We start from the raw sequence: 20,422 nt of genomic DNA, 5'->3' as shown, positions 1-20,422 counted from the left end.
GTCCTCTTGCCTCCAAAAAATTATTCCCATCCCGTCCATTATCAAAAGTTAGATGTTCCACTGCCTGTGGGCCTCCCCTGGTCTGATTCAATGGCCCGTGGTCTGAGCGTCCAATACAGGCTCTTGGGAACGGATCGATTAAGGACTGAAACGGTCTTCCCCTGGCCCTATCTGAACGATACCCTTATAGCCAAGGACGTCTTCAGGCGTGCTCCCCATGTTAATGAGAGTGATATGCTGATGGTCGATGAAAAGACCAAGAAAATCTATTTCAGATCCGGCCAATGGAGTCTGGAACAGGATCTGATCATTCCAAAAGGTTACAGACTCGTGGCAGAAGGCGGGGTACAAGTGAATTTGAAGAAGGCTGCTAAGATTATCACCTTTTCGCCGGTGACATTCATTGGGTCCGAGGAGAACCCTGTCCGTTTCTATTCCTCTGATGCATCCGGTCAAGGCATGGCTGTCCTTGCGAGCGGAGAAAGGTCCGTACTGGACTATGTCTATTTTGATCATTTGTCCAACCCATCAGAGGGAGGATGGAATTTGACCGGGGCCGTCACATTCTATGAATCCCCCGTGAAGATAACCCATTGTCAATTCACGCGTAATCGGTCAGAGGATGCCTTGAATATCGTTCGCTCCGATTTTAATATCTCGCATACGCTTTTCAGTGAAACTACATCCGATGCCTTTGATTCAGATTTCAGCAAGGGGCAAATTATCGAATCGTCTTTTATCCATTGCGGGAATGATGCCGTTGATGTATCCGGAACCAATGTGACGTTAAATCAAATTGCCATCAACGGCACGGGTGACAAAGGGTTGAGTGTCGGTGAGAATAGTCAGATGACGGCTCATCAGATCAGAATAGCGAAATCAAAGATTGCCGTTGTCAGTAAAGATATGTCCGAGTTGACGATCGAAGGGATTGAGATCAAGGAAGCAAAGATCGGATTAGCCGCTTATCGGAAAAAGCCTGAGTTCGGCGAAGCGACTATTGCAGCGTCACATCTTCAGATGAATAACGTTGAGACCCCTTATTTGATCGAAGAGGGATCCCGTCTGACCGTGGACGGCAGCAATGTGGAAACAAATCAACAAGACGTTAAGCGTATTCTTTACGGGGAGGAAGACGGTGCTTCGAATAGGTAAGGCTTGGCTCGTCTTGTTATTTCTCCTGTCTTTGCTGCCTGGACCTGCGAAAGGTGTTCAAGCGCCGGACCATGGGTTTGCCTTAAAGCGCATCTCACGGCAGGGCCTGAATCTTCCGAAAGAAAGCGACACAGTTGATAACGAGCAGAGTTCTTTGAGGAGGGGGGTCTCCTTTGTCGTTCTCTCCCACATCTATCCCTTGTTATTCGGCGGAGCCCCGTCGGACATGGATCGGATGCTGAATGAGATTAGGAACTGTTCTCCCGACATCCTGATATTGACGGGTGATATTATAAAGGGTTCATGGAATGTCCGGGAATGGAAGCCGGAAATGTTTGAAGACAATGAGGCCCTGCGGGAGTCTCTGAATGCCCAGTGGGATTACGTATACTCGGTCTTTGAACGCCTTAACATTCCTGTCTGGATAGCGCCGGGCAATCACGACATCAGCAGCTATATACCGGGATATCGGGAAATAACACGTGACGTATTCAGTCACCGGGTCGGGGAGCCGTTTCACGCCAAAAGATTTGGAGACTATGATTTCATATTTCTCAATACCGTGCTTTCGGATGCAGAAAAGGAAACGTATGGTCTTGATGAAAAGCAGATCCAATGGTTGAGAGGGGGAATTGGCTCTCCTTTATTAAAGACCGGCTTTGTGTTCCTGCACCACCCTCTCTGGTATGGCGGCCTCCAAATACAACCGGGCAATGTCAACATGGAGGCCTCCGGCTGGATGCAGGAAGTTCATCCGTATCTCAGGGAAAAGGTGAAATACGTTTTCGCCGGCGATGGCGGGGACCGGTGGAACTTTCTGTTTTATGAGATACGGGATGATGTCCATTATTATGTCAACGGCTCGGGTCGAAGCGGTGTCTCCTTTCTTCATGTGGTGGCGGGGGAGGACGGGATTCAGGTCAAACCCCACTTTCTTGATATTCAATCCGTGAAACCGCAGAGAATGGATACGGAAAAGAATCTCATGCGAGTTGGTTTGAAAAAGATCGTGTTTGTTTTTCACAATAAATTCTTCTGGCTGGGTGTGATCGCGGCCTGTATCCCCCTGGGACTGACCATCTTTATTCTGATGAGAAAAACCGGATGACTACAATGCCGAGGGACCATGGGGAGTGCCGTTACGAGCGTAAGTTTGTTATTGCCCATCTGACCAGGCATGAGGTGGAGTCCTTTGTGAGATTCCATCCGGCCATGTTCTCTGAAATATATCGTCAGCGATATGTCAACAATATCTACTTTGACACGAACCAGATGAGCAATTACCATGACAATATTGATGGAAAGCGCCGAAGAATAAAGATTCGTATCCGATGGTACGATGCGCTCTTCGGAATCGTAAAAAATCCGGTTTTGGAGTTCAAGATAAAGTATGGCTTTCTGGGGCGGAAAGAATCATTCCCCCTCCCTCCCTTTGAACTAAACGATTCTTTCAACGCTCGGACCGTCGCAGAGGTGATAGAGAGATCCGATCTCCCGGAAATCAGAAAGCTGCAATGGCGTTCTTCATGCGCAACGCTTGTCAATTCCTACAAGCGGAGATATTTTGAATCGGCGGATCGGAATTACCGAATTACGATGGATACGGATCAAACATTCTATGCCGTGAATCATCATCACAACCTTTTTTTACATAGACTGACCGATGATCAACAGGTTATTCTTGAACTGAAGTACCATCGCGATATGGATGGTCAGGCCGAAAAGATTGCCGCTCACTTTCCTTTTCGATTGAGCAGAAGCTCTAAGTATGTAACCGGTTTGCAGAAATTATACCCTTGGTAGCTGAAGCAGAGCCATGTATTTTTGTTCGAATATGGCTAATGCCTGTTGGTAATTTAAGGATAGAATAGTATTATCTTCGCCTTTATCCTCTTGATAAACACTACGAGAAATAATCCTTCAGACTCGACAGCATGAGCGGTTTACATGGATCCGGATCTGAGACCTCTTCAGGATGGTGACCCGAAAAGCGTATGAAAGATAACTCCGAGCTTGTGCAACGCACGAAGGGGAAGCGACGGATGAAGAATTTATTTTTCGTGCTTGTTGCCTTTTTCATCTTTCTGGGAGTCTCGGAGGTTGTATTCAGGATGACGCACCTGTTCAATGCGAGGATCTCCTGTTCCGAGCCGGACCCTGTACTGGGCTGGCGGTTTACACCCGGGCGAAGCTATTGGTTTTATAAAGAGAATGATCATCCAATAACAGGACGGATCAACCGTTTCGGCTGGCGGGACCGGGAGTGGTCTTTAAGGCCGCCGGACGGCGTCTACCGCATAGCCGTCCTTGGAGATAGTTATGTGGAATCCTTCCAGGTGGAGACGGATCGGAACTTTCTCACTTTGACGGAAAAGGAATTCAACAAGGATCAGAACATCCGGTTGGAACTGATGAATTTCGGCCGGTCCGGATTTACTCAAACCGAGGAACTGCTTGTCCTGAAAAAACAGATCACTCAATTTTCACCGAATAGGGTCATCCTGTTTTTCCTGCCTGAGAATGATCTTACAGAGATCAGCAGAGAGACCACCTTTGAATTATTGCGTCCCTTTTACCATCTCTCCCCCAATGGGGAACTGATGCTCGATACGAGTTTTGTTGATACGCGGGAATTCAGGATCAAACAATGGATTAATTTCTTCACGCATCATTCGGCGCTGATCACCCTCATTGGAGAAAGGTATAATCTTTTACAGGCACAAGGTCTGATAAGGAAAAAAGAGAAAGAGCATGATCAAAAACGAGGCCAGGCAGAAAAGATCGAACGCTATTTGAGTCTATGTACCGACAAAGCTGATAGAACCTACCTGGAGAATTATCAGTTGAGTAAAAGATTAATACGGGCCATGGCGGATTATTGTAACGAAAGAAACATCCGATTGATGCTGGTCACCATCGATACGCCCGCTTACCTGCCTGAGATGGAAGCAAAAAATAAAGATATGGACGCGTCATTTAATGCGAATTTCTTTGAGGATGATTTGAAGAAGTTCGCGGCCTCCATCAACATAGATTATCTCGGCCTGCAAAGAATTTTCAGAGAATCTTATGAAAAGAAAAAAGTCCATTTGCATTGGGGTCATTGGAATTACCAGGGTCATCAGGTCGTTGGAAAGGCTCTTGCCGATAAATTAAGGTCAATAATAGAAAGAGAGGCGGTTCGGTGAATGCCTGCATCGTGATTCCCACGTATAATGAAGCGGGAAATATCGAGCGCATTATTGCACAAATTCTCGATCTTCATCCGGAGATTTATATCATCGTGGTAGATGACAATTCCCCCGATGGCACGGGGGCGCTTGTTGAAGCCCTGTCCCGCAAAGACCCTCGCGTTCACCTCATTCACCGGCCCCGCAAGGCCGGTCTCGGCACGGCGTATGTTGAGGGCTTCAAGCTGGCACTGGCAAAGGGCGCAGATCTGATTTTTGAGATGGATGCGGATTTTTCTCACGATCCGAGATACCTTCAGGATTTTCTGGAGGCATCGGAAAAGGCGGATCTTGTGATCGGGAGCCGCTACATCAACGGGGTTCGTGTCGAAGGATGGAAATTCAGAAGACTTCTGCTGAGCAAACTGGCCAACATGTATGTTTCGTACATTATGGTCAGACCTGTTTGGGATTTCACGGCCGGGTTCCGATGCTACCGGAGGGAAGTCCTTGAGGGGATCAATCTCGACGGCATCCGGTCCGACGGCTATGCGTTCCAGATCGAAATGACTTACTTGACATTTAAACATGGCTTTACTGTGCTTGAAATTCCCATTCTCTTCAAGGAAAGGGAATACGGGACGTCAAAAATATCCAGAAGGGTTGTATGGGAGGCGTTCTGGTTGACGCTGAAGTGCCGTGCCTCCGTCCTGGAGATCATCAAACATCTTTCATATCTTTTCAGAGATTATCGTGAATTTGTTGAGAAGAATGCAAGATCATAGGTGCGAACGTTAAGATGAAACTACGAAAAGATTTCCAGGAAAACCGATCCCCGTATTATCTGAGTTTCGTGATTGCGGTGACAATTATTATTTTGGTCAAAGACATTCACCGCGGAGAGTTCTGGTTTTCGGACGCGCCCCGGCACGCGATGGACGGTGTTTTCATATTGGATTTCATCAGGGACTTTCCCATCCTCCATTTTGTGGACTACATAGCCCAGTATTATACAAAATACCCGGCATTGAGCATCGGTTACTACCCGCCGCTCTTTGCCCTTGTGGAGGCGGGATTTTTTGCCTTATTCGGCGTCTCTGTGGTCAGCGCAAGGCTCACGGTCCTCTTCTTCGCTTTGATCGCCGTAACGTTCTGGTTCAAGCTCATCAGGCAAATCTTCAATGAAAAAATCGCTCTTTACTCCAGCATTCTGTTTATCACAACGCCCTTCATCGTGAAGTGGGCAAAAAGCGCCATGCTGGAAATGCCGTCTCTCGCGATGATCATCCTTTCCGTCTATCTTTTTTATAACTTTATTGAACGCGACAAGCCGAGATATGGTTTCTATACGGTTCTCTCGGTCTCTGCATCCGTCTACACCAAGCAGACATCCATTTTCATCCTTCTCACATTTTTCCTCTATTTCATTTTGACGAAGAATTATAAAAGGATGATGAGCAAGGATGTGATTCTTCTCAGTCTCAGTCTGTTCCTCCTCATTTCTCCTTTGGTATTCCTGACATTGCGATACGGTCAAATGAATATCGCCCAATCCATCGGAGGCATCTCCGCTCAGTCCCGTCTGCTCTTTTTAAAACCATGGCTTTTTTACCCGAGGGCCCTGTCCGAGGCGTTTACCATCCCCACGATGATGCTTTGCCTTCTTTCAATTTTTCTTATTTTTATAAGAAAAGACTATAAGGCGGCGGTTCTTTTCATTGCCTGGATTTTCGGGTTTTACCTTACGTTCAGTTATCTTAGAGTCAAGGATTCAAGGTATATCTATTTCTGGCTCCCTCCCTACGCCCTTTTTGCAGCGCTCATACTCAATGAAATTTCCTGGAAGATAAAGAAAATACCTGTTGCGCCCTTGTTACTCATGATGTTGTGCGTCTATCAATTCGTCTTGGCCATTCAGACCAGGATCCCCCTGGTTCAAGGTTATGAAGAAGCGGCCCGATATATCGTGGACAAGGGTGAACCAAGGGTTTTCTTCCAAGGGAGCGGATTAGGAAACGGCAATTTTGTTTTCTACATCAGGAAATTGGACAAGGAAAGAAGAATGATTATCTTCCGCGGGGACAAGCTCCTTGCTTCGTCTTCCGTGTTTTCAAAGTATCTGCTGGTCGAGTACGCGAAAAACATGGATGATACCTATAAACTCTTAGAGGCGTACGGGACCAGGTATTTTGTGATCGAAGAGGAATCGGACTTTAATATCAATGCCTATAAGATGCTGAGGCAGGCGTTGGAATCCGATCATTTTACACTGGAGAAAAAAATAAAGTTATATAATGAAGACAGTGCGAACAAGAATAAAATGATTTTGATCTACAGGATGAATGGAGATATTCCAGAGACGCGTGAAGACATTCATATCAGATTGCCCATCATCGGCTCGGAAATACGGGTCCCTTTAAAGACCTTGCCGAATTTTTACACGCCTGCTGATGATAAGATCAGCATACTTAGGGAATCTTTCAGGAAGAATAAATAAGGCTTATTCAGAGCCAAAGGGGATCTAAAGAGTGAAGGGTGTTCGTATCAAAATATTTTTCTGGGAAAGGCGGCCGTGATGGATCTGTCCGTTATCGTTCCTTTATATAACGAAAAAGAAAACGTGGACGAACTTTATCGGAGAATAAAGAGAGAGCTTCAGAAACTCTCTCTGACCTATGAGGTCATCTTCGTGGATGACGGCTCAACCGACGGCACCACGGAAGCCATAAAAGAAATCAAGAAGGCCGCTCCTGAGCTCAAAGTGATCATCTTCAACAGGAACTACGGGCAAAGCGAAGCCATGGCTGCCGGCTTTGAAGCAGCCCGGGGGGAGGTTCTCGTGACCATGGATGGGGATCTGCAAAATGACCCCGCAGATATCATTCGTATCCTCATGGCGGTCCGGTCCGGGTACCACGTTGTCTGCGGTTGGCGGCAGATAAGAAAGGATAACCTTTTCCTGCGGAGAATACCCTCGGCGCTGGCCAACGCCCTGATCGCTTATGTGACCAAGGTGAAGATCCGGGATCTTGGGTGCTCGCTGAAGGGATACAGGCGGGATATTATAAAACATATCCATCTGTACTCTGAGATGCACAGGTTTATTCCCATTGTTGCCGCGTCCATCGGGTCACGTATTACAGAAGTCCCTGTATCACACAAGCCCCGTGTCGCCGGGAAGAGCAAATACGGACTCTCAAGGACATGGAAGGTGCTGCTTGATCTTATCAAGATCAAATTACTTGTGGATTTTTCCTCCAAGCCGATGACCTTGTTTGGGCTGTCCAGCATTCCCTTCTGGTTTTTAGGCACGACCTTCCTGGGATTTTATTATTATGATTTCTTGAATCCATCGCTGGTTCCGGATCACGCCATCGTCACTCTGGGGTCCGGCATCCTTTTCATTTTCCTGGCTTTCAGCCTCGTGTCATTCGGTTACCTCATGGAGTTGGTTATTAAAACCGGAGACTATAAGCAGAACAAGATATTAGGAGACGTATCATGGATACAGAAGTGAAAATCGCTGTGGGATCTGAAGGGATCGTGAAGCAGGATACTGAAATATCGGTGATCGTTCCAGTCGTTGAAAGAAGCGATAACCTTGAGAGGCTCTTTCTCCTGTATTATGAGGAACTATCAAAGATAAAAAAAAGTTTTGAGTTTATATTTATTATTGATGCCCGCATGAAAAATGCCTATGACGAGATCAGACAACTTTCCCGTAAGAACCCAAACATACAGTTAATAATATTCCCCAGAACCTTCGGTGAATCGAATGCGCTTTCCGTAGGTTTTCAGAATGCCAAAGGTCGGTATGTTTTCACTCTTTCTTCCTATTTGCAGGTTGAACCGGAGGAGACAAAAAGGCTCTACGATGCATTAAACAACAACGAATGTGACATGGTGATATGCCGGAGATCGAGAGAGAACGACGCGTTCTTTAACAGGGTTCAGACCTTCCTGTTCCATAAAATTCTGAGGTTTTTTACGGGAACAAAATTCGGGGATATCTCCTGCGGCTTAAGGGCGATGAGGCGAGAGGTAGCTGAAGCCTTTGATGTGTACGGAGACCTTCACCGATTTATCCCGATTCTGGCGGAGCACCAAGGCCTTCGGGTCAAAGAGTTAGTCGTCAAGCAAAGGAAGGAGGACACATGCTTAAGGGTCTATAAGATATCTACATACCTGTACAGGCTGATTGATATTGTCACTCTTTTCTTCCTTCTACGTTTTACATACAGACCCATGAGATTCTTCGGGCTCATCGGTTCCATTCTCATCCTTTTTGGCGGCGCCATCAATGCCTTTCTCATATACAACCGCCTTTTTACACAAGGCTTTGCACTTCGAGACAAGCCTTCACTCTTCCTGGCCTCCCTTCTTATCGTCATCGGGATCCAGATCTTTGCGATCGGCTTTATAGGAGAGATTATCATTTATACCCACAGCAAAAAAGGGAAACACTTTAACGTGAAAGAGATGATAGAGTAAACATGAAGATCTTGATGATTGTGCCTCAGCCTTTTTTTACTCCTCGGGGAACACCCCTGAGTGTATACTACCGGGCAAAAGCTCTTTCGGATTTAGGTCATGAGATAGATCTGCTGACTTATCCGATCGGTGAGGATGTTGACATAGAGCGGGTGAACATTATCAGGAGTCCACGGCTTCCTTTTGTTTACGACATCAGAATCGGCCCGTCGATCGTGAAACTAATGTTGGATATTCCTCTCTTTTTGAAAGCGCTGCTTCTGCTTCATAGAAACAAGTATGAAATTGTTCATGCACACGAAGAGGCCGTCTTTTTTTGTCTGCTATTAAATCGAATTTTCGGCACCAGGTACATCTATGATATGCATTCAAGCCTTCCGCAACAGTTGGAAAATTTCAATTTTGCGAAACTTAAACCGCTCATCAGTATTTTTGAATATCTGGAAAGGCTTTCCATCGCCAGAGCGAGCGCCATCATTACGATCTGCAAGGAACTCGAACTGCAGGTAGAGAAATTTGGGTTTGCCGGCAAGAATGAGCTGATTCAAAACACATTGTTCTCCCCGATTGCATTCAAAAACAGCCCTTACAATGCAAATCTAAAGAATCTTATCAATACGGCCGGGAAAAAGGTTGTTTTATATGCGGGTACCTTCGAGCCCTACCAGGGTTTGGAGATGTATTTGGAAAGCATTGGAATCGTATTAAGAGAAAGGAAAGATCTCGTCTTTATCTTTTTAGGGGGGACTTCAGAACAGGTCCTTGAAATGCGCAGGAAGGCGGAAGAACTCGGGATCTCTGACCATGTTCTGTTTACGGGCCGACTTGACGTAAACCCTGTAAGGGAATTTATTAAAGAGGCTGACGTGCTGGTATCTCCCAGGCTGAAGGGAACGAACACCCCGCTTAAAATTTACGAGTACATGGCGAGCCGTGTGCCGATTGTCGCCACGAGCCTCAGGACCCATACCCAGGAGCTTGACGGGGAATGTGCCTTCTTGCGAGATCCTAATCCGCATGATTTTGCCGGAGGTATTCTTGAATGTCTCGAAAACGAAGAAGAAGCCAGAAGGCGAGCAACGAACGCCTATGAATGTTATAGTAATAAATATGGTGAAGAAATATATAAGCAGAGGCTGGAGAGGGTCATCGGAAGGGTTAAAACATAAAGCCTTTCCCATGGGCGCGTGAAATGTCAACCTGGATCGCGTCCCGTTGAAACAGTTTTTAAATGATATTAGTCGATGCCCACGTTCATTTCTATGATTGCTTTGACCTGACGGTCTTTCTTGATTCCGCGCTCTCGAATTTCCAGACCGCAGCAGAGAAACTTGGATGTCATAGCAAGTTCATGGCCGTTTTGTTCTTCACGGAAGGCAAAAGGGAAAACGGCTTTCAACGCATCGCTCGTCTGGTTGAAGGCGGGCAGAGGCAAAAGAGAGATCCAGTTCGGAGCTGGACCTTCCATCGGACAAAAGAAAACATTTCGATTTTAGGAAGGCATAACGGCAAACAAGGTATTTTCCTGATAGCGGGGCGTCAGATCGTGACAGCCGAAAACCTCGAAGTTTTGGCCTTGGGCGCCGAAGACGGCTTGAAATCGGGGGAACCCCTTGCCGAGACGCTTCAAACCGTCAAGGAGGCCGGCGCGATCCCGGTCATTCCATGGGGTGCGGGCAAATGGCTCGGACGTCGCGGGCGGATATTGAGAAAGATCCTGGAAGAAAATGGCGACCCCTGCCTGTTCCTGGGGGATAATGGCGGGCGTCCGAGATTCTGGCGCCATCCCTCTCATTTTATCCTGGCGGAGAAAAAGGGGATACGAGTCTTGCCGGGAAGCGATCCATTGCCTTTTGAAACCGAATGCCTTCGGCCAGGCAGTTTCGGCTTCTCACTGCAAGGATCCATTGACCCGCAACAGCCGGCAAAAGAATTAAAACGTCTACTTTTAGATCCAGCAACGCCCATACACTCATATGGAGAGCTTGAAAGACCTTTTCGCTTTTTTCAAAACCAGATGGCCATGCAAATATTGAAAAGAAAAAATCAGCAGAAACTCCGGGCAACCGAAAATTTACGGTGACCCTTTCTCCGATGCACCGGTATACAGAATACCGAGGGTGTTTCTTATAAGGCATCCGATGAAAAGAGACCTGAACAAACTTTCAAGCACCGAATATGATGTTGTGATTCTCGGTTCGGGCATTTACGGCCTCAGTACGGCATGGGATGCCGTGCTTCGCGGCCTGAAAGTTGCTTTGATTGATAAAGGTGATTTTATGAACGCCACGTCATCAAATAGCCTGAAAGTCATTCATGGCGGTCTCCGATACCTGCAGCATTTGGACTTCAGGAGGATGCGGGAATCCATTCACGAGCGTACGGCACTGATGAGGATTGCTCCTCATTTGATTCATCCTTTGCCTGTTGTCATGCCGACGTACGGCCATGCACTCAAGGGCAGATTCGCCATGTGGGCGGCTTCATTAGCAAACGATCTGATCGGGTTCGATCGCAACAAATCGAACGACCCTCATCAATATTTGCCGAGAGGCCGTTTGATCCCCCCAGAAAAACTGAAGGAATATGTTCCTGGATATGATGTTCATAATTTCAGCGGAGGAGTCGTATGGCATGACTGCCAATGTTACAATACGGAACGCTTAGGACTGTCTTATCTATTGTCTGCGGCCGATGCCGGAGCCGACGCTGCCAATTATGTTGAATGTACCGCGTTTTTAGGGGATGCACAAAAAGTCGCCGGCATTCAGGCCAAGGACTGCTTTACGGGAGAGATTTTTGACATCAGAGCCAAGATCGTGATCAATGCCTGCGGCCCATGGGTTGACGAGGTCCTGCGGAAGGCGCCCAAAAAGAACTCGGGGAGAAGGTTCCTGCCCTCCTCGGCAATGAATATTGTTGTAAGGAGAAAACTTCTGGGGTCACACGCAGCCGGCCTTCCCGGACCCTACGTTTACAGACAAGAAGGAGGACCCGTCTACAGAGGGAACCGGATACTGTTCTTTGTTCCTTGGCGAGACACCACCATCATTGGAACGGATCACCGGATATACGATGGCAATCCGGATGACTTCTTTCCGGACAATATGCAGGTCGAAAGCTTTCTCGACTCGGTCAATCGGGCCTACCCGAGCGCCGACATCAAACGAGAGGAGGTCAGTTTTATTCATAAAGGCCTTCTTCCCATGGCCGGAGCGAACGTTAAAACGGGAGAGGTCAAGCTGGAGAAAAGGTTCCGGATCCATGACCATATCCATGATGACAAGACCGATGGCCTGATCACCGTGGTCGGTGTGAAATATACGACGCACCGGGATGTCGCAAACAATATCATTACCCTGGTCTTAAAGAAGCTCGGCAGGACCCCCCCCATGTGCCGCACACAGGATACACCGGTGTACGGTGGGGACATCGATCGCTTTGAAGACTTCCTCAAGGAATCCTTGCGAACCTCGGCATTCAATGAACCGATTACCCGTCACCTCGTCTACAACTACGGCTCAAAATACAAGGATATCCTGAGTTATACCAAAGCAGATCCCTTCCTTGGCGAAACGGTTCCTGGATCAGCGGAAGTGCTCAAGGCTGAAATCCTAAACGGTGTCCGAAAGGAGATGGCGCTGAAGCTGTCGGATGTTGTTCTGCGGCGTACCGATTTGGGATCCGCCGGCAACCCCGGTGACGCTGCATTAAGAGCTGCCGCCGAAGTCATGGGGGGTGAGTTGCGATGGGACGACAGAAGAATTCAAAAAGAAATTGAAGAGACAAAAGCCCTATACCCTCCTCTAAACTGAGAGGCATCATTGAACCTTCTCCTTATTGCAAAGCCATAAGACAGAGCGATTATGTGCGGCATTGTGGGATACCTGCGGTTGGATGGACAACCTGTAGACTCGAGCATCATCGACAGGATGTGCCGAACCATTATTCACCGTGGACCTGACGATATGGGCGTCTACATCGGAGAAAATATCGGAATCGGAATGAGGCGCTTGAGTATTATCGACCTCCAAACAGGAAAACAGCCCATGTCCAATGAGGATGGACGTCTGCAGATCGTTTTTAACGGGGAAATTTACAACTACAGGGAGTTGAAGAGTGAATTGGTGAGCAGAGGCCATCAGTTCAGGACCGACTCCGATACAGAGGTCATCCTGCATCTCTATGAGGAGTATTCCACAGAATGCCTTGCTCATCTGATCGGAATGTTTGCGTTTGCAATTTGGGATCAGGAAAAGCGGGAGCTCTTCTGCGCCCGTGACCGCCTGGGTATTAAGCCCTTCTATTATTTTACCGACGGGGCAAGATTGATATTCGCCTCCGAATTGAAAGCGATCCTGGAAGAAAAGGATCTTCACGCCAAGCTGGACCTCCAGGCGTTGTCGCAATTTATCACGTTCGAGTTCATCCCCTTCCCGCGTACGTTGTTCGACAATATAAAGAAGATGCCGCCGGGTTACTTTATGCTGGCCAACAGTGGCGGTGTCACGCTCCACCACTACTGGCATCCTGAAGAGGTTGAGGAGAAAAAACGATCTGAGAACGAGGCGGCCGAGGAGCTTTATTCGTTGCTTAAGGATGCGGTTCGACTAAGGCTCAGATCGGATGTGCCTTTTGGCGCTTTCTTGAGCGGAGGGATTGATTCCGGATCGGTCGTGGGTTTAATGAGCGAGCTTCTTGACAGCAGGGTGAGAACCTTTTCCATAGGTTTTGAAAACCAGAGCTACAATGAACTGAACTATGCCCGCCGGGTCGCCGAAAGGTTTGACACCGATCATACCGAACGTGTCTTGAACCCCTCTGCCATCGAACTGATTGAGGAAATTGTGGATCATCTCGACGATCCGATCGGAGATTTCTCTGTTTTCCCGACCTATCTGGTCTCAAAAATGGCCCGGGAAAAAGTCAAAGTGATTTTGTCCGGCGACGGCGGAGACGAACTGTTCGGGGGGTATGATACCTATGTGGCCCAGAAGGTGTATGGATATTATTCCAAAATGCCCTCCGCTGCACGAGAGCGTTTTGTCGTACCCCTGGTGAAAATGCTTTCACCCACAAGCCGGAAGAAAGGGATCATCAACAAGGTCAAACGATTCGTGGAGGGGGCCTGTTATGCGGAAAGGTATGAACACTTTCGCTGGATGATTCACATGAACCCTGAACGGAACGGCGACGTTTTTTGTGCCGAAATAAGCCGTGGAATCAGCACAGATGACACCTTTGACTTCATTGAGAATTATCTCAACGGCAACCGGTTGAACGGACTCAACCGCTCCATGTTTCTGGACATAAAAACCTACCTGGTGGACGATATCCTGGTAAAGGTGGACAGAATGAGTATGGCCGCGTCGTTGGAGGTCAGGGTTCCGTTCCTGGATCATCGAGTGGTCGAGTTCGCCCTCTCCGTTCCACAGGAGTTGAAGATCAGGAATTTTAAGACAAAATACCTCCTGAAGAGAATGGCACGGCGTTTACTGCCCGGAAATATTGTCAATCGTCCCAAGCAGGGATTCAGTATCCCCATCAAAAACTGGCTCAAAGGTCCACTCCGACCCATGATGACGGACCTGCTTTCCCACGACAGGCTTGCACGACAGGGGATTTTCAATCCAGGTTATGTGGATACATTAATGAAAGAGCACATTCAGAACGAGGAAAACCACAGCCACAGGCTCTGGTCTTTGATGTTGTTTCAACTCTGGAAAGAACGGTTCATGCCTGCGACATAGTGCAGCACCCCTGACCTGAAACCTTGTGATTACACCTATGTCTGAAAAGATTCTCGTCACCGGCGGAACAGGCTTTACAGGGAGAAACCTGTCTTTAAAGCTCCTCGAAAAAGGTTATGAAGTGAGGGCATTGGTGAGGAAAGGGAGCCGGTACGAGGATTTGGAAAAAAGCGGATGTGAGATTGCTTTTGGCGACCTTGCGAACGGCTCCGGAATTGATGCCGCTGCCAGGGGGGTGGACGTCGTCTATCACATTGCTGCTGCATTCCGAGTTGAAGGCGTTGCCAAAAAGTATTTCTGGGATGTCAACGTCGAAGGGACGAGAAAGCTTTTGGATGCCTCATTAAGATATCATGTCAGGCGGTTTGTTCACTGCAGCACCGTAGGGGTGCATGGTGAAATCGAACACCCCCCGGCGGATGAGACTGCTCCTTTCCGCCCAGGGGATCATTACCAGCAGAGCAAACTGGACGGCGAAAAGCTGGCGCTGAGCTATGTCAAAAAGGGGCTGGGGGTTGTGGTCTTCAGACCGGCGGGTATTTTCGGACCGGGGGACACCCGGTTTCTCAAGCTTTTCAAACCCGTATCAAAAGGGACGTTTTACATGATCGGCAAAGGGAAGAATCTTTATCATCTCACCTACATAGACGACCTCGTGGAGGGGATCGTGATGTGCGGAGAGAAAGAAGGCATTGAGGGCGAGGCATTCATTCTGGCAGGTCCGGCCTTCTGCACGGTGAGAGAACTGGTCCGAGCCATCGCTAAATCGCTGGGCCGGTCCGTCAATATTCGGTCTATCCCTGTCGGTCCGGTCTGGGCCGCGGCCGTCGCTTGTGAAGTCATCTGCAGAGCGCTACGGATCGAGCCTCCGCTTTTCAGGAGGCGGCTCGATTTTTTTCTCAAGGACCGGGCCTTTGACATTTCAAAGGCGCGCCGGATTCTGGGTTATGAGCCCAGGGTTTCCCTGAATGATGGGCTCCTTCGAACGGTAGAGTGGTATAGGGCCAAAAATCTGATCATCTGAGATATGACTATGTATCGCATTTGTATCATCGGAAATTTTTCAGGGAGAAATGCGGGAGATGCCGCCATTCTGGGCGGCCTTCTCCATGACCTGTCCAAGCGCTATAGCGGCTGTACCTTCCTGATTCCCACGATCAATACCCGGTTCGTTGCCCAAACCTATGCTGCATACAATGTGACTCCGGTAGGTCTGATGCCATGGAACCTGAGTGTCAAGATTTTCGGCTGGCCCCTTCTCCGGTCGGTGCTGTCAGCCGATCTTATCCTGGTGACAGACGCCATCTTGTTCGATTATAAACTGATGAACCCTCTCTATAATTATCTTTCCACCCTTGCCTTGGCGCTTCCCCTGGCGAAAAAAAGAGGCATCCCCGTTGTCCTCTACAACGTGAGTCTGGGCCCCGTTTATACGAAAATCGGAAGATCCTGCCTGAATCGTGTTCTCAATAGCTCGGAGATCGTGCTGCTGAGAGACAGAGAGTCCAGAACGCTATTGCAGGAGCTCCAGCCTTCATTCCCGTCGGAAAGAGTTTTCCAAACGGCTGATTGCGCACTGAACACGATTCCAGGTGACCAAGACCGCCTCGTCCAAATCCAGACTAAGGAAGGGATCCTTACCGGATCCCGTCCCTGGATGAGCTTCAATATCAGCAGCTACATTGATGTTTACATGAGAGGCTATAAAGGCAAGGGATTCGGGAGGGACAAGTTCCTGGAAATCATGGCGCGTGTCCTGGAGAGTGCTTGCCGCGAATTCGGAGTGAATCCCTTGATGGTCGTAACTCAGCCCATGGATATTCCCATTAACAAAGAGTTGTTGGCAAGAGCAAGGGATGGTCATCGGGTCAAGATCATCAGTAACACGGAGTATTCATATCGGGATTTGGCGCTGGTCCTCTCTAAGGTTGATCTGCACATAGGGATGCGTACGCACTCTCTGATTTTAGCCTCCTCGGTCCTGACCCCGGTAGTCGGGATTATCGCCACCCCCAAGAACCGGGGATTCATGTGTTCCATCGAGCAGGAGGAACGGATGATTGAGTTCGACCATTTCTCCGAGGAGATCGTCCATAAGGTGCTTCAAACCACATGGTATAACCGGCATAAGATCAAGCAGGGATTAGCGCCTATTATTGCCAGAGAGAAAAAAAAGGCCGAAGGAGCCGCGGACCTGTTACGGAAATATCTGTGCGCCTGCAGCGGGGAGGCTGGACGGATTTGAACCCCAATACATCTTTGAAAAAGGGCTTCGAGCACGAAGTTGAGAGCTGGAACAGTCTCTATGGATCGGGCTCGCCCACAGGACGCAGGGCACGCTATGCCATTTTTCAGAAACACGCGGCAAAGAGGACCCGGAATAGAATGGCCCTATGCCTAAAGCTCTTGAACCCCCGCCCTTCGATGAAGATTCTTGATATCGGGTGCGGCAGCGGAGCGTTCAGCAACGAAATCGTCTCCCGTGGCGCGGACTGGGTGGGTCTCGATCTTTCCTTCAAAATGCTGAGCTTTGGCAGGCATCCCACGGGCGCCCACAGCCGTGCCGACGAAAAGATGGCATGGGTCAATGGAAGCGCAAAGAGCCTACCGTTCAGGGATAAAGTCTTTGATGCCGCGATTTGCGTGGGCATGGTGAATTTCTATCCACAAGAGCAGCTTCCGGTTTTTCTGGAGGAAATGACGAGGATCATCAAACCGGGAGGGAATATCGTCCTCACCTCATTGCGGCTGGACCTTCTGACCTGGATCCGAAGTCGCCTCTATCCATGGATTCCGCTCCCCTTCAGCTCGCCGGGCCCCCTGTATCCACACCATTACCGAGCGGTTCTCCGGCTCATTGATCCAACATCGTTTGAATGCACGGATATGGTCCAAGTGAAAAAATATTTGGGAATGCCCCACTACACTCTATTCAATTTGCTGAAAACATGAGCTCTGCGAAATCAAAGGCTGTACTCGTCATCAGACTTGCCGTCAGTCTCGGACTGATCGGCTTTCTGTTTCTCGAGGTGGATTGGGCCGGGCTGATTTCGCGCTTCCAGTCCGTGGACCTCTACTGGCTTGGTCTGATGCTGATTATTCCGCATCTGAATATTCTCCTGAGCGCCTGGAAGTGGCAGCGGCTGCTGAAGGCCCTCAATATCTCAGCGGACCTGGGACGACTTGTAGCCGTCTATTTTATTGGAACTTTTTTTTCCAATTTTCTCCCCTCCATGATCGGTGGTGACATTGTCAGAGTTCTTCAACTGTCTCGGAACAGGAGCGAAACCTCCGGCGTGGTCGCGGCAACCTTCGCGGAACGGTTTTTAGGCCTGGCGGCCCTGGTTACCTTTGTTTCTCTCATCCTGCTGCATGGCCGGGTAACTGCTATTTTCCCGGTGATCCCGCGACTCGTCGCCATGGCGGTGGTCATCTATGCCTTATCACTCGTTCTCGTCTTTCAGGAAAAATATCTCGTGCTTTTGAAGCCTTTCCGGCGGCTCAGAACGGTTGATAACCTCCTGTCTTGGGTTTCGAGCGCGCAAAGGAAGCTCTTCGAATACAAAAAGAAGAAGGGACCGGTTATTGGCGCCTACTGCATGTCCATAGGGTTCTACCTGCTCTCGATGTGCACCGTGTACACAGCCGGGAGAAGCTTGGGTATCCACCTGGATGCGGCGACGGTTTTGGTGGTCGTTCCACTCGTCCTGTTCGTCGGACTCTTGCCGATCTCCATCGGCGGACTCGGTCTCAATGAAGGGAGCTATGTCTTTTTCCTTACTCTCTTTGGTCTTTCAAGCGTGGAAGCCTTCTCCATTGCCCTTCTGCTGCGTGCGAGAATTCTTTTTACGGGCATTCTTGGGGGCCTGATTTTTCTATTGCATAAAGAAAGGGCTACGTCGCCCGCAGCACGGCCGAATATTCTCTTGCTGGGGGACTATTCCGGCAATAACGCAGGGCATAATGCGCTCCTTTCGGCTCTGATAGACGAATTGCAATCTGCCGGTCCATGCCGGCTCCTGGTACCCTCCATAAAACCGGGTCTCCTTCGGAGACTCCTGGGCCCCAAGGAAAACGTCGAGGTCATCGGAATCGCCCCTTGGCACATGAGTCTGAAGTTTCTGGGCCTCCCCATATGGAGGGCGCTGAAGAAGACTCATTGCATCCTCCTGACGGACAACCTCTTCTACGACACCGGGCTGTTGAATCTTTTCAAGAACAACCTGCTGGCCCTTTTGGTGATCACCGCCTACGCCAGGGGCCATGCCAAACCTCTGGTCTATTATAATTCCGCCGTGGGACCTGTTCAGACGGCCCTGGGCCGGTGGTGCATCCGCCGACTTGCTGAGCGCATGAATCTGATCACGCTTCGGGATGAACAATCAAAGGCGTTTCTGGATCAAATCGCACCTGGGGTGAAGTCAATCGTGACGGCGGACTCTGCTTTTCGGGTTTCCGTGGATGGCCTGACCGAGAAGACCTTGAATCATCGGTCCTTGTGGCACAGGTTTTCGTCGGGCAGTCCCTTGCTGGGGGTGAATCTTTCCCACCACCTGCTCCAACCTATACACGGCGGGGTCGAAAAGGCTCTTTCGAAGAGTGAATATATCAAAGGGGTCGCGGAGACTTTCAGAGGTCTTTCTTCGGGTGAATTTGGGGATCTGGTTTTCTTTGTCACCCACGACAAGGACAGAGCCGTTACAAAGGCTGTAGCTCGGGAACTCGGCACGGCGGATCAGATCACGATCGTCAACTATGAGGAATTTTTGGCCCGGGATATTGCGGGCCTTGCCTCCCGACTGAGCTGCTTTATCGGCACACGGTACCATGAGTTGGTCATGTGCGCCGCTTCAGGCGTCCCTTTGATTGGGATCAACTGCGGTGAAAAGATTGCTCCGCTATTGAATTCCTTGGAGCTTCCGCACCTGGTGATGGATAGAGATGATTTTGTCGGAATCGATGCAGGGGATCGTCTGGCGCGCCTCATTGATTCGGCCATATCCGCACGAGATGTATTAAAGTCAAATGTCAGGAGGATGAGGGAGGAAGCCGCCAAGGGCGTCGGCCTCCTGATGGAGCGTGGTTATGTCCCGGCCAAGGCAAGCTAACTCGAAAACAGATCCGTCACACTCTCCGTCCAACATCGATGACGTGGTCGCATCGGATCTGTGCACCCGTTGCGGGGCCTGCCATGGCGCCTGTCCGCAAGGGGCCATCACATGGGACCATGGTTTTTTCCCCCATGCGACCCATCGGTGCAAACACTGCCATCTATGTCTATCGGTCTGCGGGGGAATGGAGGTGGATTTTCCACGGTATGCTGAGCGGCAGTATGGAGCGCCTCAAACACTCACGGAGGATGCGATAGGGCCTCTCCTGTACTCCGCCGCGGCGTATTCCACGGATCCCAAGGTCCGGGCCGCGGGATCCAGCGGGGGCCTCGCGAGTCAAATAGTCATCTCTCTGTTGGACCGTGGGGAAATTGATGGGGCTGTCCTGGTCGGATATTCTCAAGAGGATCCTCTTCAGCCTCTGGCCCGGATCTCGAGGCGCCGATCTGAAGTGTTGGGTTGCTCCCAATCCAAATATTCTCTCTTCCCGGTGGCGCACGTCTATGCTGAGATGATCCGGACGCCTGGACGTTATGCCGTTGTGGGACTGCCATGCCAGATTCATAGCCTTTACCGCTGGCAGGACATTGAACGGCGCCTTCTGGACCGGGTCGTTCTTATTATCGGGCTCTTCTGTCATGCCAATTTGGACCCTGAGGTGATCCCTGACTTGCTTCTTCTTAAAAGCCTGCGCAAAGATGACGTGGCACGGCTCGAATTTCGAGGTGGGAGATGGCCCGGGGGT

General features: G+C 49.4%; 16 protein-coding genes and 1 pseudogene. All 17 read left to right on the top strand.

From position 1 onward, the window contains the following. The first annotated feature begins 234 nt into the window (after positions 1–234). Positions 235–1,155, top strand: a complete 921-nt coding sequence (locus AUK29_08110) for a hypothetical protein (protein ID OIP62642.1) — start codon at positions 235–237, stop codon at positions 1,153–1,155. A 13-nt stretch (positions 1,156–1,168) separates the two neighbouring features. Further along, positions 1,169–2,263, top strand: coding sequence for a hypothetical protein (locus AUK29_08105; GenBank protein OIP62641.1), 1,095 nt, complete (start codon positions 1,169–1,171; stop codon positions 2,261–2,263). A gap of 5 nt (positions 2,264–2,268) precedes the next feature. After that, on the top strand, positions 2,269–2,958 hold the full coding sequence (locus AUK29_08100) for a hypothetical protein (protein OIP62640.1): 690 nt from the start codon (positions 2,269–2,271) through the stop codon (positions 2,956–2,958). 191 nt (positions 2,959–3,149) lie between these two features. Beyond that, on the top strand, positions 3,150–4,343 hold the full coding sequence (locus AUK29_08095; GenBank protein OIP62639.1) for a hypothetical protein: 1,194 nt from the start codon (positions 3,150–3,152) through the stop codon (positions 4,341–4,343). Continuing rightward, a complete protein-coding gene (locus AUK29_08090) occupies positions 4,340–5,110 on the top strand; it encodes a hypothetical protein (protein ID OIP62638.1) in 771 nt (256 codons plus the stop codon). The genes AUK29_08095 and AUK29_08090 overlap by 4 nt, the downstream gene beginning before the upstream one ends. A 14-nt stretch (positions 5,111–5,124) precedes the next feature. Beyond that, on the top strand, positions 5,125–6,822 hold the full coding sequence (locus AUK29_08085; GenBank protein OIP62637.1) for a hypothetical protein: 1,698 nt from the start codon (positions 5,125–5,127) through the stop codon (positions 6,820–6,822). A 75-nt stretch (positions 6,823–6,897) separates the two neighbouring features. Continuing rightward, positions 6,898–7,842 carry a hypothetical protein gene (locus tag AUK29_08080; GenBank protein OIP62636.1) on the top strand — a complete coding sequence of 315 codons (945 nt, stop codon included), beginning with the start codon at positions 6,898–6,900 and terminating at the stop codon, positions 7,840–7,842. After that, positions 7,827–8,816, top strand: a complete 990-nt coding sequence (locus tag AUK29_08075; GenBank protein OIP62635.1) for a hypothetical protein — start codon at positions 7,827–7,829, stop codon at positions 8,814–8,816. Before AUK29_08080 ends, AUK29_08075 begins: the two co-directional genes overlap by 16 nt. Before the next feature lie 2 nt (positions 8,817–8,818). Continuing rightward, positions 8,819–9,985, top strand: coding sequence for a hypothetical protein (locus tag AUK29_08070; GenBank protein ID OIP62634.1), 1,167 nt, complete (start codon positions 8,819–8,821; stop codon positions 9,983–9,985). Positions 9,986–10,047: 62 nt separating this feature from the next. Continuing rightward, positions 10,048–10,899 (top strand): hypothetical protein, encoded by an 852-nt coding sequence (locus AUK29_08065; protein OIP62633.1) that lies wholly within the window; start codon positions 10,048–10,050, stop codon positions 10,897–10,899. A 58-nt stretch (positions 10,900–10,957) separates the two neighbouring features. Further along, a complete protein-coding gene (locus tag AUK29_08060; GenBank protein OIP62632.1) occupies positions 10,958–12,631 on the top strand; it encodes a hypothetical protein in 1,674 nt (557 codons plus the stop codon). A 51-nt stretch (positions 12,632–12,682) separates the two neighbouring features. Then, a complete protein-coding gene (locus tag AUK29_08055) occupies positions 12,683–14,566 on the top strand; it encodes an asparagine synthase (glutamine-hydrolyzing) (protein OIP62631.1) in 1,884 nt (627 codons plus the stop codon). Positions 14,567–14,603: 37 nt separating this feature from the next. Then, a complete protein-coding gene (locus AUK29_08050) occupies positions 14,604–15,590 on the top strand; it encodes a hypothetical protein (protein OIP62630.1) in 987 nt (328 codons plus the stop codon). 9 nt (positions 15,591–15,599) lie between these two features. After that, positions 15,600–16,811, top strand: a complete 1,212-nt coding sequence (locus AUK29_08045; GenBank protein OIP62629.1) for a hypothetical protein — start codon at positions 15,600–15,602, stop codon at positions 16,809–16,811. A 140-nt stretch (positions 16,812–16,951) separates the two neighbouring features. After that, on the top strand, positions 16,952–17,518 hold the full coding sequence (locus AUK29_08040) for a hypothetical protein (protein ID OIP62628.1): 567 nt from the start codon (positions 16,952–16,954) through the stop codon (positions 17,516–17,518). Further along, on the top strand, positions 17,515–19,674 hold the full coding sequence (locus tag AUK29_08035; GenBank protein ID OIP62627.1) for a hypothetical protein: 2,160 nt from the start codon (positions 17,515–17,517) through the stop codon (positions 19,672–19,674). The genes AUK29_08040 and AUK29_08035 overlap by 4 nt, the downstream gene beginning before the upstream one ends. Positions 19,675–19,861: 187 nt before the next feature. After that, positions 19,862–20,422 (top strand): annotated as a pseudogene (locus AUK29_08030) (hypothetical protein).

Source organism: Nitrospirae bacterium CG2_30_53_67 (assembly GCA_001873285.1).
Taxonomy (GTDB): domain Bacteria; phylum CG2-30-53-67; class CG2-30-53-67; order CG2-30-53-67; family CG2-30-53-67; genus CG2-30-53-67.
This window is presented reverse-complemented; position numbering and strand designations above follow the sequence as displayed.